Here is a 15461-nt window from a genome sequence, read left to right as displayed (position 1 = left end):
GTCGGGGGCTTCGGCGGGGCGGGGGCCGGGCGGCGTTCAGAGTGCGGGGGCTTCGGCGGGGCGAGGGCCGGGGAGGCACTCAGGAGTAGGCCAGGGCGGCCTCGGCGGCGGGGAGGGCCGCCGCACGGTCCTCGGCCACCAGGCCGATCCTGGTCCGCCGGTCGAGCAGGTCGGCGGCGTCGAGAGCGCCCTCGTGGCGCACCGCCCACACCAGCTCGGCCCGGGTGATCCCCAGCGCCACCGGCTCGGCCAGGGCCGGGTCCTCGCGCCTCAGGTCGCGCACCGCCCAGGCCTCCGAGCCGTACCTGCGGGCCAGCCGGTCGGGGGGGCCCGGCCGCACCGGTCCGGCGCCGACGAGGGGCAGCCGCGCCGTACGGCTCGCGCGGGCGTGGGGGCAGGCCGCGTCGACCGCGTCCTCGGCCATTCGCCGGTAGGTGGTGAGCTTTCCGCCCACGACCGTCACGACGCCGTCCGGCGAGCGCAGCACGGCGTGGCGGCGGGACAGGTCGGCGGTGCTTGCGCCCGCAGGGCCGCCGGGCGTGTCCGCCGTGTCGACCAGGGGCCGCAGCCCGGCGAAGGCGCCGGCGACGTCCGAGCGCCGCAGAGGGCGGTCCAGCGCCGTTCCGACGACGTCGAGCAGGAACTTGATGTCGCTCTCGGGCGCCTCGGGGACGTCCGGGATCGGGCCGTCGAGCGGCTCGTCGGTCAGCCCGGCGTAGATCCGCCCGTCGGCCTGGGGGAGCACCAGCGCGAAACGGGCGCGCTCGCCGGGGATCGGCACGTGCAGCCCCACGCGCAGCTCGCCGAGGGCCCCCGGGCGCAGCACAAGATGCGTGCCCCGCGAGGGGCGCAGCGCCACCGACGGCGTCAGTTCTCCGGCCCACACGCCGGTCGCGTTGATCACCGCGCGGGCCCGGATGTCGAACTCCTCGCCGGTCAGCTCGTCGCGCACCCGGGCGCCGTCCCCGGAGAGCGCCAGCGCCCGGCAGCGGGTGAGGATCCGCGCGCCGTGGGCGGCGGCCGTACGCGCCAGTGCGACGACCAGCCGGGCGTCGTCCACGACCCGGCCGTCCCACGACAGCAGCGCCCCGCGCAGGCCCTCCGCCCGCAGGTGCGGGGCGAGCGTGAGCGTCCGCCGGGCGGCGAGCCGGGTGGGGCCGGGCAGCAGGTGCCGCGGCGTGCGCGCGGCGGCCCGCAGCGCGTCGCCCATGCGGTAGCCGGCCATCAGGGTCGCGGCCTGGCCACGGGAGACGGCCGGCGTCAGCGGCAGCAGGTAGGGGTGGGCGGAGACCAGATGGGGCGCGGTGAAGCGCAGCAGGGCGTCGCGCTCCACCGCGCTTTCCCATGCCACGCCGACCTGCCCGCTCGCCAGATAGCGCAGCCCGCCGTGAATCAGCTTGGAGCTCCACCGGGACGTGCCGAACGCCAGGTCGTGGGCGTCCACGGCGGCCACCGACAGGCCCCGCGAGGCGGCGTCGAGCGCGGCTCCGGCGCCCGTCGCCCCCAGGCCGACCACGAGGACGTCGACGACGTCCGTACGTGCCTCGTCGAGATCCCACCGGCGCCTGGCCGCATTCAGTGAGGAGTTCATGTCCCCTCCACTACTCGCGCATTACTCTTTAGTAACCTACCTGGAGGCGCGACGGCTATGGAAACCCCTCTCACTGCGGCGGAACCCATGCTCTGGTCGGGCTGGGGTGATCCCGCCAAGGCCGCCGAGCTGCCCGCGCCGGTGCGCGACCTGCTCGCGGGACTCCTCGGCGTCCGGGCGCCCGCCACGCCGCCGGCGACGTTCGGCGAGGTGCGGCTGCCGCCGGTCGTGCTGCCGCCGCCCGTCCTGGCCGCGCTGGCCGCGATCGTCGGCGACGAGCACGTGCGGGCCGACGACGACGCCCGAATCCGCCACACCCGGGGCAAGTCCACCCCCGACCTGCTGCTCATGCGCGCGGGTGACGCCTCGGACGCGCCCGACGCCGTCGTGCTCCCCGGCTCGCACGACGAGGTGGCCGCCGTGCTCCGCCTGTGCGCGGAGCATCGGGTGGCCGTGGTGCCGTTCGGCGGGGGCACCTCGGTGGTCGGCGGCCTCGTCGCGGTCCGGCGGGGCTTCGCCGGCGTGGTCGCGCTCGACCTCGCCAGGCTCAACCGGCTCGTCTCCGTCGACCCCGTGTCCATGATCGCCGAGCTGGAGCCGGGCCTGCGCGCGCCGCAGGCCGAGCAGCTCCTCGCCGCGCACGGGCTGACGCTCGGGCACTTCCCCCAGTCGTACGAGTACGCGACGCTGGGCGGCTTCGCGGCGGCCAGGTCCAGCGGGCAGGCCTCGGCCGGATACGGCAGGTTCGACGACATGGTCGCCGGCATGACCGTGGCGACGCCCCGGGGCACCCTGGAGATCGGCCGCGCGCCCCGATCGGCCGCCGGGCCCGACCTGCGCCAGGTGTTCCTGGGCTCCGAAGGCGCCTTCGGAGTGATCACCGCGCTGCGGCTGCGCGTCCGCCGCGCCCCGGCCGTCAGGGCGTACGAGGGCTGGCGGTTCGAGAGCTTCACGGCGGGCACGGCCGCCATGCGGCGGCTCGCGCAGCAGGAGGGACCGCCGCCCACCGTGCTGAGGCTGTCGGACGAGACCGAGACCCTGGTCGGGCTGGCCAAGCCCACCGACCTCGGCGCTTCCGGGCGCGACTCCGGCTGCCTGCTGGTGGCGGGCTTCGAGGGCTCCCCGGGCGACGTGGCCCACCGGCGGGAGCGGGCCGCCGCCGTGCTGGTCGAGGCGGGCGGCGTGCACCTCGGGCCCGAGCCGGGGGAGAAGTGGGCGCAGGGCCGGTTCTCCGCCCCCTACCTGCGCGACTCCCTGCTGGCTGCGGGGGCGACGGTGGAGACGCTGGAGACCGCCTGCTTCTGGTCCAACCTGCCGCGCCTGTACGACGCCGTACGGCTGGCCCTGCTCGGCGCGCTCGGGTCGCCGCTGGTGATGTGCCACATCTCCCACGTCTACGCCACGGGGGCCTCGCTGTACTTCACCGTGGTGACCGCCCAGACCGGCGACCCGCTCGGGCAGTGGGCGGCGGCCAAGCGCGCGGCGAACGAGGCGATCGTGCAGGCGGGCGGCACGATCTCGCACCACCACGGCGTCGGCCGCGACCACCGGGAGGCGTACGCCGCGGAGATCGGCGACCTGGGCGCCGAGATCCTGCGGGGGATCAAGGAACGGCTCGACCCCGCCGGGATCCTCAACCCGGGTGTGCTGATCCCATGAAATTGCCAAGATTGTTCCCATGGTCGATATGGGCGCGGCCGCCGCGCGGGGGAAGCAGGTCTCGTCACGGGTGTCGCAGGCCGGAGCGGGCTGGGACTGCGCGCAGATCGGCACGTTCGACGCGCTGCGCCCCACCCGGAACTCCTTCAGCTGGCTGAACCCCGCGACGCTGTGGCGCTCCCGCAACGAGGTCCTCGCCCAGCTGTTCGGCGACCCCTCGCCGCGGGTGCGCCGCCGCTGGGTGGCGGCCCAGCGCGACCGCGGCGTGGACGAGGACTTCCGCGTCCGGCTCGACCTGGGGGAGGAGTTCTCGTTCCTGGTGCTCGGCGACACCGGCGAGGGCGACGCCTCGCAGTACGCGGTGGTGCCCGGGCTGCTCAAGCTCGGCGCGGACACCGCGTTCGCCGTCATCGCCAGCGACGTGATCTATCCGACCGGCTCGGGCAACGAGTATGGCGACAAGTTCTTCCGGCCCTACAAGGACTATCCGGCCCCGATCTTCGCCGTGCCCGGCAACCACGACTGGTATGACGGGCTCGGCGGCTTCATGCGCGTGTTCTGCGACGCCCACCCTGTGTCCGCCGAGGGCCGGGGATTCCGGTTGTCGCCCGGCGGCCTGCGCGGGCTCCTGTGGCGGAAGCCGGAGACGATCGACGAGGACGCCCTCGCCGAGGCCAGGAAGATGCGGCCCAACCCGGGCCCGGCGCTGCCCGGGCCGTACTGGGTGATCGACACCGGCCGCCTGCTGCTCGTCGGCATCGACACCGGCATCAAGGGCACACTCGACCGGGAGCAGGGCGAGTGGCTGCGCCGGGTCTCCGCCGACCCCCGGCCCAAGATCCTGATCACCGGCAAGCCGATCTACGTCAACAACGCCTACCACCCGTGCGAGATCGAGGGCGGCGGCACGGTGGACGACGTGGTCCGGGATCCGGCGCACAACTATGTGGCGGCCATCGGCGGCGACGTGCACAACTACCAGCGCTACCCGGTCCGTGTGGACGGGCGGCTCATCCAGTACGTGGTCTCCGGGGGCGGCGGGGCGTTCATGCACGCCACCCACACGATCCCCCGAGTGGACGCGGGCGGCGTGCACGAGGACGACTTCAAGTGCTATCCCCTGCGCGGCGACTCGCTGTCCTTCTACAGCCTGCTCTACAGCAAGCGGCTGCGCCTGCCCAGGCTGTACATCACGCCGGAGGAGGGCCTGGCCGTGATGTCCCGGCGGATCGGCAACACCCCGCCCAGGCCCACGCCGGGAGCGCCGATCGGCGCGCGGGTGAAGTGGGCGGCCCGGCTGCTCGGCGGCTGGCCCATGCCGTTCCGCCTGCCGGTGGGGCGGATCTTCCATCGGTACATCTCCGAGCTGTCCGACTGGGACACCCCGCCCTTCTTCAAGAGCTTCCTCCACCTGTCGGTCGTCGGGGACACGATCCGGCTGCGCTGCTTCGCCGCGACGGGCTGCCTGCAGCAGGAGGAGGAGCCGCCGTTGGAGGACGAGGTCGAGATCCCCATCTGACCGGCCGGGCGCGACAGGGCGGACGCCGGTCGCCGAACGGCTGGAGGAACGCCGCCCGGGGCGCGCTTGCGGGCTCGGTCGGGGAACGTCGGCTGGGGGACGGCGCCTGGGTAAGGCCGATGGGGATGGGCTGGGGAGTGCCTGGCGGGCTCGGTCGGGGAAACGTCGGCTGGGCATTGGCCGGGGAACACCGGCTGGGGAAATGTCGGCGGCGCCTGGCACGCTGGGGGGGTGCACGTTGTGGGGGCGGCCGACGCCGAGGGGGGCGGCACTCTGAAGCCCCTGGGCGGGCCGGCGAGCCGGGTCCCCGATCTCGCGGCGGCCGTACGCTCGCTGGAGGCCGCCGAGCGGCCCCGCTGGGTATGGGCCGACGCCCGCCGCGTCTACCCGGCGCTCCTGGCCGCCGGGGTACGGCTGTCGCGCTGCCACGACATTGCGCTGACCGAGAACCTGCTGCTGGCGGCCGACGGGCGCTACGGGGAGCCCAGAGGGGTCCAGGCGGCCTACGCGCGCCTGCACGGTCTCCCGGTGCCCGACGACCCGCACGAGGCGTCTGACGCGCATCAGGGAGGTGGGACGCAGGCGAGCCTGTTCGACCCGGCGCCGCCGCGGCACGGCGTGCCCGAGGCCGACATGGTCGCCGAGGTCTTCGAGGACCAGCGCCGCCGTGTCGCGCGTACGCCCGATCCCGGGCGGTTCCGCCTGCTCGCCGCCGCCGAGTCGGCCGGTGCGCTCATCGCCGCGGAGATGGGCCACGACGGCATGCCGTGGCGCGAGGACGTCCACGACGCGCTGCTGACCGACCTGCTCGGGCCCCGCCCCGCCCACGGCATGCGGCCCGCGAAGCTCCAGGCCCTGGCCGACGAGGTGGCGGCCGCCTTCGGCCACGTGGTCAACCCCGACTCCCCGCAGCAGATCGTCAGGGCGTTCAAGACCATGGGGATCGAGATCCCGTCCACCCGCTCCCACGTGCTGAAGACGGTCGACCATCCGGCCGTCGCGCCGCTGCTCGCGTACAAGGAACTGGCTCGTCTCTACAGCGCCCACGGCTGGACCTGGGCCGCGCAGTGGGTCAGCGGCGACCGCTTCCGGCCCGAATACGTCGTCGGCGGGGTGGTGAGCGGCCGGTGGGCCACCAGCGGCGGCGGCGCGCTGCAGATCCCCAAGGTCATGCGCAAGGTCGTGGTCGCCGACGACGGCTGGACGCTCGTGGTCGCCGACGCCGCGCAGCTCGAACCCCGGGTGCTGGCCGCGCTGTCCGGCGATCTCGGGCTCGCGCGGGCGGCCGGGGAGATCGACCTGTACGCCGCGCTGGCCCAGGCGTTCGGCGGGGTGCGCGAGTCGGCCAAGATCGCCATGCTGTCCGCGATGTACGGCGGCACCAGCGGCGACGCCTCCAAGCTGCTGGCCGTGATGCGGCAGCGGTTCCCGAAGGCGTACGCGTTCGTGGAGGACGCGGCCCGCGCGGGGGAGGAGGGGCGGCTGGTCCGGTCGTGGCTGGGCCGCACCTGCCCGCCTCCGTCGGACCGGTGGCGGCGGCTGGGGGCCGGTCCCGAGGGGGCGAGGGCGGCCAGGGACCGGGGGAGGTTCACCCGCAACTTCGTCGTGCAGGCGACGGCGGCGGAGTGGGCGCTGACGCTCCTCGCCGTGCTGCGCGGGCTGCTGCCGGACCCGGCGCGGCTGGTGTTCTTCCAGCACGACGAGGTGATGGTGCACTGCCCGCTCGACGTGGCGGGCGAGGTGCGGGAGGCCGTCGGCCGCGCGGCCGACGAGGCGACCCGGCTGCTGTTCGGCGAGACCATGGTCCGCTTCCCGATGGAGGCGGTGGCCGTCACCTGCTACGCCGACGCCAAGTGACGGGCGGAGGCCGGACGGCTCCGGCTCAGGAGGCCGGACGTCGCTTCCTGGTGATGAGAGCGACCACCAGCAGGGTCGGAGCTCCGAAGACGGCGAGGAGCACCAGGAGCGCCACGGCGGCGGCGGAGATGCCCCGGGTGCCGGGGGAGGGCGCGGCTCCGACGCCGAACACGGTGTCGTCGCCGGAGCACGTCACCGTGTAGCTGCCCGCCTTCGGCGGGCGGATCTCGTAGAGCAGCCGCCACTTGGTGTCGCTCGTGGTGAACGGCCGGTAGCTCGCCGACGGGCGGACGAGCCTGACGTTGCGCCCGCTGCCGTTCTCGACCCGGCAGCGCGGATCGGGCGACGCGTCGGAGACATAGATCGCCGGCTTCAGCGTGGGATTCAGCGTGACGGTCAACGCCGAACCGTCGGAGGAGATCCTCCTCGGCGTGGCGGAGATGCCCATGCCGACCTCGCACACGGCGGCGACGGCCACGAGGAGCACGCAGAGGACCAGCCAGGCACGCGTGGTCCGCCGCAACCAGGCGGGGTATCGCCTCGGCCGCCGTGGTCCCGGCGCGGGAGGCACCTGCGGCGCGTACGGCTGCGCCGGGCGGCGCGCCGAGTAGGGAGCGGCTCCCGCCGGGTGGGGGACGGGTCCCGCGGGGTGGGGAGTGGCTCCCGCGGGGTAGGGGGCCGGGCGCGAATACGGAGGGCCCGGCGCCGGAAAGGCCGCCTGCGGACCGGGTGCGTTCACCGGCGGAGCCGACCCGCCGCCCGCGCGGGGACCTCCGGGCGGGCCGGCCATGTGCGGATGCGGCGTCCCCGGCGCCCCAGGCGTTTCCGGGCCCCTCGGCGTCCCTGGGCCGGGCATCCCTCGGCGAGGTCCGTCGAGCATCCCTGGGCCGGGGGCGACCGCGCCATGCGCCGCCGGGCGGGGTTCGTCCGGTGTTCGTGGGCCGTGCGCCATCGGACCGGGTCCTGGGCCGTACGCTGCCGCGCCGGGTCCGTCGAACAGCGGCGAGCGCGGCGTCTCCGATGACGTGGTCAAGGTGCGGGTCGGGGCGACGGCCGGGGCGACGCGCGTACGCACCGCCTGCGCCACGTCCGGGGGGAGCCACCGGCCCTGCTGAATGGGCGAGGCGAAGTCACGGCCGCTGCCGGCGAGCTCGTTCAGCACGGCCGACACGGTCGGCCGCTCCTCGGGTTCCTTGGCCAGGCACCGCGCGACCAGAGGCCGGACCGCGGGCGGCAGCCCATCGAGGGCGGGCTCTTCGTGCACGATCCGATACCACAGCCCCTGCCAGGACCCCTGCCCGAACGGTCCGCTGCCCGTCGCGGCGAACGCGAGCACCAGCCCCAGGCAGAACACGTCGCTCGCCGGTCCGACCCGGGTGCCCTTGAGCTGCTCCGGGGACATGAACCCGGGGGATCCCATGGTGATGCCGGTCTTCGTCAGCGAGCCGCCCTCGGCGGCCAGGGAGATGCCGAAGTCGATGACCCGGGGGCCGTCGTCGGCCAGCAGCACGTTCGACGGCTTGAGGTCGCGGTGGACGACCCCGGCCGCGTGGATCGACTCCAGGGCCTCGGCCAGCCCCGCGGCCAGGGCCAGAACGGACTCCTCCGGCCAGGGCCCGTGCTCGTCCACGGCGTCTTCCAACGACAGTCCGGGCACGTACGCGGTGGCCAGCCATGGCGGCGACCCCTGTGGGTCGGCGTCGACCACGCCGGCCGTGAAGAAGCCGTTGACCTTGCGGGCCGTGGCGATCTCGCGGTCGAACCTGCGGCGGAAGTCCGCGTCGCCGGCCAGCTCGGGCCGCACGACCTTCACCGCGACGGCCCGCCCGCTCCGCGAGCGCCCGAAATACACGCGGCCCATCCCGCCCTCACCCAGGCGTGCCTCGATGCGGAATGGCCCCACCTGCTGCGGATCGTCTTCCCGCAGCGTTTCGAAGGTCCGCACCGGCACTCCTTCGGATCCGGGATCATGCGTCATCGATCAGGCCATTCTCGCCAAAAGCGCGGGAACGTGTGGCAGGGCGACGCCGCACTGCCCGCTCGACGTGGCGAGCGAGGTCCGCGAGGCCGCCGGTCACGCGGCCGGCGAGGTGACCCGGCCGCTGTTCCCCGAGACTACGGTCCGCTTCCTGAGGAGGCGGTGGCCGTCACCCGCCGTCACCCGCTACGCCGACGCTGAGTGACAAGGGGAACCGCACCGACATAGTCACCGCAGGACCCGCGCGGGCGGCCGTGACCTGCACCATCTGCACCATGGAGGCCGGACGCCCCCGGCGCAGCAGGCGGGGCGTCGCGGCCGGGACCCCGAGGCCGCGAAGAGGGTGGGCAGATGCCCCCGAGGCGGTGAGGAAGGCAGTCGGCGCGCGCGGCCGACGCCTCCAAAGCGGGGAGGAGCACCGGGAGCGCCACGGCGGCGCGTCGCCGACACCGCCGTGGTCCCCGCATCACGTGCCGGCGCCAGGCCCTGGCACAGGCCCCCCACCGAAGTTCCAGCAGGTCTCGGCGCCAAGGGTCCGACAGCAGATCCGGCGTCGGACCCTTGGCGCCGGGTTCCGGCGTCAGGCGGGGCGGAAGGTGCTCCAGAGGGCCTTTCGTACGGGCGCGGCCGACTCGTTCCAGTCGAAGTCGGGCGAGGCGAACATGATCGCGTAGGCGCGGTCGCCCGCCTCCAGATAGCGGATGACCGCGTGGACGGTGACCTCGCTGTTGTTGGTGTAGGTGTACTCCCAGTCGGCCGCCGGGTAGCGGTAGTCCCCCACCTTGCGAAGCTGGACCTGCGTGTAGTCGGTGAAGCCCTTGATGTCCAGGTTCTGCTCGGCGGACTGCAGCGCCGCCAGGCTGCCGTCGGGGATCCTCTTGATCGTGATGCTCTGCCCGCTGTCCTTCGGGCCCGTGAGCCTGACGACGCCGTCGTCGACCGTGGTGCTCCAATCCTCCGGCACCGCGAGCGACACCCCGCCCTCGGTCACCAGGTGGTAGCCCTCGGGCACGCGTACGGCCGACAGGGGGCGCGCGGTCGGCGTGTTGGAGTCGGGGGGCGCGAGGGTGTGGCCGGACCTGCCGTCCTGCTGGGAGACCACGGCCTCGTCCGGGCCGCTCGGCAGCAGCACGAACACGATCCCGGCGATCACCGCGACCACGGCCACGGCGGCGACGACGAGCAGCAGCTTCGACCGGCCCTCGCCCTGGGCGACCTCGTCGGCCTGTTCCTTGCGCCTGCGCCCCGCCCGGGGGTTGTGCGGACCCGTGGCGTCCTCGATCGGCCCGAAGTCACCGTGAGACGTGGCACCGGGCGACGAGAGACCGGGCGACGAGACGCTCTGTGGTCCGGTGGCCTGCTGCGGCGCCGCGTGCGGTCCCGTCTGGTGGGGTGCCGCGTGCGGCCCGGTCCGGTGCTGCGGCCACGGCGCACCGCCCAGGTCGCCGGGCATGTCGCCCGGCGCGGGCGTCGGCCACATGGCCTCCTTCGGCCGCTCCGGCGCGTGTGTCGAGCCCGAGGGGGACGCCAGCGGGTCGAAGCCCGTGTCGAAAGCGGGGGGCTGCCCGAAGGCGTTCACGGGCCCGAACGCGCCCGGCGGCTCGTACGCGGGGCCGTCCGGCCGCGGCTCCCCTGCGTGGGGCTCGGCCGGACGGGGTGCGGCGCCGGGCGGGACGGCCGCGCCCCCGGGGAGGCTCTCCGCCGTGAGCGGCACGCGGACCGGGCCCGAGGGGGTCTCGATGATGCGCGAGGGCAGCGGCCCCGAGGGGATGTCGAGCGGCGGCAGCAGCCCGGCGGGGGTGGAGTCCTGCGGGGTCGGCACCGACGTCGGCGTGCCCGCCCGGCCCGGCAGCCCGGCGCCGTGGCTGTGCAGCACCCGCTCCAGCATCTCCGCGACCTGCGCGGCCGGAAGGCGGTCGGCCGGGTTCTTGCGCAGCAGGCCCTCGATGACCGGCAGCAGCGCGCCCGCCCGGCGCGGCCGGTTGGGCTCCTGCGTCAGCACCGCGCCGAGCACGGCGACCGCGTCCGGCCCCTCGTAGGGCGGGCGGCCCTCCACGGCGGCGTACAGCGTCGCGCCGAAGGACCACAGGTCGGCGGCGTGGGTGATCGGGCGGCCCTGCAGGCGCTCCGGCGGGATGTAGGCGGGCGAGCCCATGAGCAGCCCGGTCTGGGTGATCGTGACGTCGCCCTCGATGGCGGCGATGCCGAAGTCGGTGAGCACCACGCGGTCGGCGGTGAGCAGCACGTTGCCGGGCTTCACGTCCCGGTGGAGGATGCCGGCCGCGTGGGCGTGCCGCAGCGCGTCGAGCACCCGGATGCCGATCTCGGCGGCCTGCACGACCGGCAGCGGCCCGCTCTGCCGTACGGCCTGCTCCAGGGACCAGGCGCGGACGAGCTCCATCACGATCCAGGGACGCCCGTCCTCCTCGACGACGTCGTGGACGGTGACGATGCCGGGATGGCTGAGCCGGGCGGCCGAGCGCGCCTCGCGCAGCATGCGGCGGTGGGCGGCCTGCGCGCCGGCGTTGTCGAGCCCGAACGGCAGGAGCAGCTCCTTGACCGCGACGTCCCGGTCGAGCAGCACGTCATGGGCGTGCCACACCATCCCCATGCCGCCGCGGCCCACCGGGGACAGCAGCCGATAGCGCCGGCCGACGAGACGTCCCTGCCCTTCGGGGGCGCCTCCCGCGGGGACGCGACCCACAGGTCCGTGACCCTCTGGCATAGGGGGGACCATACCGAGCAGGCGATCTGTCGTCATAGATTAGGTCCCCAATTCACGCTCGTTCCGCAAGATCTTCCGAACGGACCGTGCGAATTGCATCGGATATCTGAGGTTGACGACGATATTACGGTCTGATGACGGTCGTTGGGAATTCACACACCGCACAGCGCGTCGAGCGCGGCCGTGAACGCCTCGGCCGGCGGGCTGACCAGACCCGCGCCGACCTGCCCCGTTCCGGCGATCCTGCCCGCGATGCCGGTGTTCACGACGGGCAGCAGGCCGGTCCTGGCCACGAGCGCGACGTCGATGCCCACGGGCGTGCCGCGGAAGCCCAGCCCCGGGATCTGGTACGCCGGGTGCTCGGCCAGGGTGATCTCGTACATCGACGTCGTGGCCGCCACGGCGTCGGACACCTCGCCGCCGACGAAGCGGACGATCGCCGGGGCCGCCGCCATCGCGAAGCCGCCCAGGCCGGTCGTCTCGGTGATGGTGGAGTCGCCGATGTCGGGGTTGGCGTCGTCCGGGCCGTACCCGCCGAGGTAGAGGCCGTCGGGCACGCCGGCGGGGCCGGTGAACCACCGGTCGCCCAGCCCCGACACCTGTATTCCGAAATCGGTGCCATTGCGGGCCATCGCCACGACCAGGCTCGATCCGGGCACGTCGCGCGCCGCGTCGGCGCTGACTTTCGCCGCCGCCATTCCGGCGTTCAGGAAGAAATGATCATTGCCATTGATGAATCGCAGCACCTCGGCCGCGTGGTCCGGGGCCGCCTCCACGATCGCGGGCGCGATCTCGCGCACCAGCAGGGACGTCGCGGCGCGGTTGCGGTTGTGCAGCTCGTCGCCCATCTGGAGCGCCTGCGCGATGAGCGTGCGCAGGTCGAGAGGGCCGCACCGCTCCAGCGCCGCCGCGAGCACCGGCCCGAGGACCTCGCCCATCCAGCGCAGCCGGTCGATCACCTCGGGCCCGTACGCGCCGTAGCGCAGGACCTTGCCCAGCCCCTCGTTGAGCGAGCAGTAGGCCGTGCCACCGTGCTCGGCGTCGGCGACCTCCAGCATCCACATGGACGGGCTGACCAGCCCCGCCATCGGGCCGACCGTGCGGTGGTGGTGGCAGGAGTCGAGGGTGATCCCCGCGCCCGAGGCCAGGCGTTCCTCCGCCTCCTCGGGGGTGGCCGCCAGGCCCTCGAACAGCATCGCCCCGACGAGCGCCCCCCGCATCGGGCCGGAGGCGCGCTCCCAGGTGATCGGCGGACCGGCGTGGAAGAACTCCCCGGCCGCCAGGCCGAGGACCTCACGCGCCGGGCGTACGCCGGTCAGCATGGGCCGTGCCGACAGCATCCTGCCGACGGCGGTCGCGTTGGCGCTCTCACGCCGGGGATCGGCCAGCACCCGCGCGAGGGCCGCCGAGGTGCCCGGCAGCGGAGGCCGCCAGTCGACCTCCCGGCGCGGCACGGCCTGCCGGTCCAGCGCCTCGCCCAGCACCTGCGCGCCGACGGTGATGACGCGCGGCTCGCCGTACAGCATGGAGAGGGTCATCGGGCTCCGATCCGGGTCGGCGCGGACACGCCCGTCACCCGCCCGCGAGGAGACGGGCGTGCCGGGCGGCCGCGGCATTGGAGGTGAAGACCGCCGCCCCGGCCTCGTTCAGCCGGGCGGCCTGGGCGCGCAGCCCCTGCGGGTCGCCGTCGGTGCCGACGACGGCCACGACCACGTCCACGCCCCTGGCGACCGCGTCGCAGATCGCGGGCGCGAGCCAGGCGGCCGGGTCGGGGTCGGCGCCGTGCCCGAGCACGACGTCCATCAGCACGACGCCGGAGGCGACGCCGCGCAGCGCCTCAAGGCGCAGCGCCGGGTCGATCATGGGATGGGCGCGGCCCCGCGTGTAGGCGTCGTCGCCGAAGTCGGTGAACTCGCCGGTGCCCGCCACGAGGGCCGCCTCCGCGCACAGCGTGCCGCCGGCGTAGAGCCCCCGCAGTGCCCGGCGGTCCGCCGCGCCGCCGCGTGACGCCGCCTGCCGCTCGGCGCCGCTCGTCCCGGCGGTCGCGTCCGCCTGGCGTACGGGTGCGGGCCAGGAAGGCCACTCGGGCACGTCGCGGCCGAGGGCACGCAGCACCTTCTCGGCGGCGGTGGTCAGGTCGTCCTGCCCCGGCCCGAGCAGCGCGGCGACGACCGGCGTCGCCAGGTCGAGGTCGCGTACGGCACGGGCCACCTCGGGGGCGGGGGGCTTGGAGACCAGCACGATCAGCTCGGTCGCAGGGTCGTCGTCGAGGGCGCGCAGCGCCTGCATCGCCGAACGCCCGCCCACCTCGGCGGACAGGTCCCTGCCGCCCACGCCGAGCACGTGGGAGACGCCGACGTCGGAGAGGTCGAGCAGGCTCGTCACCTGCTGGGCGCCGGTCCCCGAGGCGGCCACGACGCCGACGTTCCCGGGGCGCAGGACGTTGGCGAAGCCGAGGCCGGCCCCGCCCACGACCGCGGTGCCGCAGTCGGGGCCCATCACCAGCACGCCCCTGGCCCGCGCCCGGTCCTTGAGCAGGATCTCCTGCTCCACGGGCACGTTGTCACTGAAGATCATCACCGAGAGCCCGGCCTCCACGGCGTCGAGCGCCTCGGCGAAGGCGTGCTCGCCCGGCACGCTCACCAGCACCAGGCTCGCCTCGAAGGCACGCGCCGCCGACCGCGTGGTGCGCGGCGGCGCCTCGCCTCGCGGCGTGCCGCCCGGCTGCTCCCGCGCGGCGAGCTGCCGCTCCAGCTCGGCGGAGGCGTCCTCCAGCTCCGCCGGCGAACCGGCCCGGACCGCCACCAGCAGGTCGCCGGGCGTCGCGGGCGGCACCGCGAAACCGAGATCGCGGGCCAGGCCCACGTTGAGCTCGGTCGCCATCGCGACGACGGCGACGGACACTCCGGGCCGTTCGGTGAGCGCCCGGCTCACCCGCATCAGCGTCACGGAGTCGCGGTAGACCCCCGGACGCACCTCGACCAGGTCGTTCAACGGCCCTCCCGATGAGCGAGGACGGCGGACAGGCCGATCTGCACTCCCCACGCCAGGTCGGCTCCCGAGGTGTGGCCGAGGCGGAGCAGGCGGTGCACGGCGGGTTCGAGCGGCTGGCGCCCGGCCACGGCGCGCAGCACCCCGACGACCTCCGGGCTCGCCTCGCCCCTCGCGGCGCAGTGCAGCAGCGTGGCCGAGATGGACGTGGTCCTCGTGCGCGCGTCGTAGGTGACCGCGGCGGCGAGCCAGTCGGCCAGCCACACCGCGCGCGGCACGCCCGCCGCCGCGCCGAGGTGCCGCAGCGCGACCAGCAGCCCGGCGAGCATGTCGTCTCCGCTCGGCGTCAGCCCCGGGCCGAGGCCGATCAGCCGTTCGGCCGCGGTGATGCTCTCCACGAGCGAACCGGCCCGGCAGCCGTGGTCGAGCAGCGCCGGGGCGCCGTCCGGGTCCAGTCCCGGCCGCCGGGGCGAGGCGGCGCGGGTGCGGGCGAGCAGGCCGAGGGCGGGCGCGAGCCGTACGGGATCGGCGGGGCCGAGCGGGGGAGCGGGGTCCCACCAGCGGCGCACGCAGATCGACACGCCGCCGACCTCGACGGAGCCCTCGCCGACCCAGGCGTCGTCGCCCGCCGACACCCCGTCGAGGCGTTCGGGGAGCAGCACGGCGTTGGGCAGGCGGGTGGCCTCGCCCGTCACCACGGCGATCACGTGCGGTTCTGACTCGCTCCTGATCTCCAGGTAGAGCGCGAGGGGGAAGACCGCGAGCACTCTGGCCGGGCGGCGGGGCGCCTCAAGCGCGGGCCGCACGGCGACGCTCGCGGCGCCGCTCATGAAGGTGGGGGCCGCCGGGGGGCGGGACGCGGGCGTCGTCGCCCGCCGCCCTCTCGGGCGCGTGCCAACACTCACCGGACCTCCCGAAGCAGTCGTTGCCGACGCTAAGCCTCGCTCTCCCCCCTCCGTACGGAGAAAGATGCCAACAGTCGGCCGAATGCTTGGCTCTTCCTGCCAGGACCGCCGTCGTGCACAATCGCCCTGAGAGGTCCGCAACCCGTGATCGCGAGCGAACCCGACGCAGCGAGCGGAGTGGTCCGTGAGGTACGAGCGGCCCGCGTAGCGAGCGAGGAGGGGTGAGCGAGCCATAA

The 15461-nt window shown here is 74.8% G+C and carries 9 protein-coding genes; 3 read left to right on the top strand and 6 right to left on the bottom strand.

Going from position 1 to position 15461, the window contains the following annotated elements:
- Window positions 1–79 precede the first annotated feature (79 nt).
- Window positions 80–1591, bottom strand: a complete 1512-nt coding sequence (locus FLV34_RS03990; protein WP_147942393.1) for a glycerol-3-phosphate dehydrogenase/oxidase — start codon at window positions 1589–1591, stop codon at window positions 80–82.
- Between the two features lie 57 nt (window positions 1592–1648).
- Here FLV34_RS03990 and FLV34_RS03985 point away from each other — a divergent pair, with 57 nt between their 5' ends.
- The 3 genes from FLV34_RS03985 to FLV34_RS03975 all read left to right on the top strand — a co-directional run bounded on the left by FLV34_RS03985 (window position 1649) and on the right by FLV34_RS03975 (window position 6626).
- The gene (locus FLV34_RS03985) at window positions 1649–3250 is read left to right on the top strand and encodes an FAD-binding oxidoreductase (protein WP_261985647.1); all 1602 of its coding nucleotides are present in this window, start codon (window positions 1649–1651) and stop codon (window positions 3248–3250) included.
- Window positions 3251–3269: 19 nt separating this feature from the next.
- Window positions 3270–4769: a metallophosphoesterase gene (locus tag FLV34_RS03980; protein WP_147942392.1), complete on the top strand. Its 1500-nt coding sequence runs from the start codon at window positions 3270–3272 to the stop codon at window positions 4767–4769.
- A gap of 231 nt (window positions 4770–5000) precedes the next feature.
- A complete protein-coding gene (locus FLV34_RS03975; RefSeq protein ID WP_147942391.1) occupies window positions 5001–6626 on the top strand; it encodes a bifunctional 3'-5' exonuclease/DNA polymerase in 1626 nt (541 codons plus the stop codon).
- A gap of 25 nt (window positions 6627–6651) precedes the next feature.
- Here the strand turns inward: FLV34_RS03975 and FLV34_RS41285 are convergent, their stop codons facing one another.
- From FLV34_RS41285 to FLV34_RS03950, 5 genes are all read right to left on the bottom strand, one after another.
- Window positions 6652–8571: a serine/threonine-protein kinase gene (locus FLV34_RS41285; protein ID WP_222709404.1), complete on the bottom strand. Its 1920-nt coding sequence runs from the start codon at window positions 8569–8571 to the stop codon at window positions 6652–6654.
- A 613-nt stretch (window positions 8572–9184) separates the two neighbouring features.
- On the bottom strand, window positions 9185–11308 hold the full coding sequence (locus tag FLV34_RS41280) for a serine/threonine-protein kinase (protein WP_261985646.1): 2124 nt from the start codon (window positions 11306–11308) through the stop codon (window positions 9185–9187).
- 173 nt (window positions 11309–11481) lie between these two features.
- Window positions 11482–12867 carry a DUF1116 domain-containing protein gene (locus FLV34_RS03960; protein WP_142645432.1) on the bottom strand — a complete coding sequence of 462 codons (1386 nt, stop codon included), beginning with the start codon at window positions 12865–12867 and terminating at the stop codon, window positions 11482–11484.
- Between the two features lie 34 nt (window positions 12868–12901).
- Window positions 12902–14323, bottom strand: coding sequence for an FdrA family protein (locus tag FLV34_RS03955; protein WP_147942390.1), 1422 nt, complete (start codon window positions 14321–14323; stop codon window positions 12902–12904).
- Window positions 14320–15225, bottom strand: a complete 906-nt coding sequence (locus tag FLV34_RS03950) for a DUF2877 domain-containing protein (RefSeq protein WP_260617079.1) — start codon at window positions 15223–15225, stop codon at window positions 14320–14322. The genes FLV34_RS03955 and FLV34_RS03950 overlap by 4 nt, the downstream gene beginning before the upstream one ends.
- Between the last annotated feature and the right edge of the window lie 236 nt (window positions 15226–15461).

The organism is Microbispora sp. CSR-4, assembly GCF_008033685.1.
GTDB lineage: Bacteria > Actinomycetota > Actinomycetes > Streptosporangiales > Streptosporangiaceae > Microbispora.
The sequence above is the reverse complement of the archived record's forward strand: the minus strand, read 5'-3'. Positions and strand labels throughout refer to the sequence as shown.